Here is a 283-nt window from a genome sequence, read left to right as displayed (position 1 = left end):
CTCCAGGAACACATAAATTCAGCACGCCTTGTTCCTGATCAGTGAGACAAAATGTCCAGGGCTACCTACCCCTGATCTTGCCCCCGTATTCCCGGCCCCGCCTTATTCGCAATAAAGCGCCTAGTCAGTCACCGCGGCCTGCTGCCTCCTGAACTCCTGAGGCGAGCGCATTTTCAACGAAGAGTGCGGATGCATCTCGTTGAAGTGCTCGAAGGCCGCCGGCAACTGCGCCAGCACAGTCCGCGCGTCACGCAGGTCCATGCGTGCCACGTAGTCGCGCTTG

General features: G+C 59.0%; 1 protein-coding gene. It reads right to left on the bottom strand.

Annotated features, from left to right (window positions below):
* Window positions 1-120: 120 nt before the first annotated feature.
* Window positions 121-283: integrase core domain-containing protein (locus B2J89_RS22140; RefSeq protein WP_240965126.1), on the bottom strand; the 163-nt coding region annotated here is incomplete at its 5' end.

This window comes from Acidovorax sp. SRB_24 (assembly GCF_012931925.1).
This window is presented reverse-complemented; position numbering and strand designations above follow the sequence as displayed.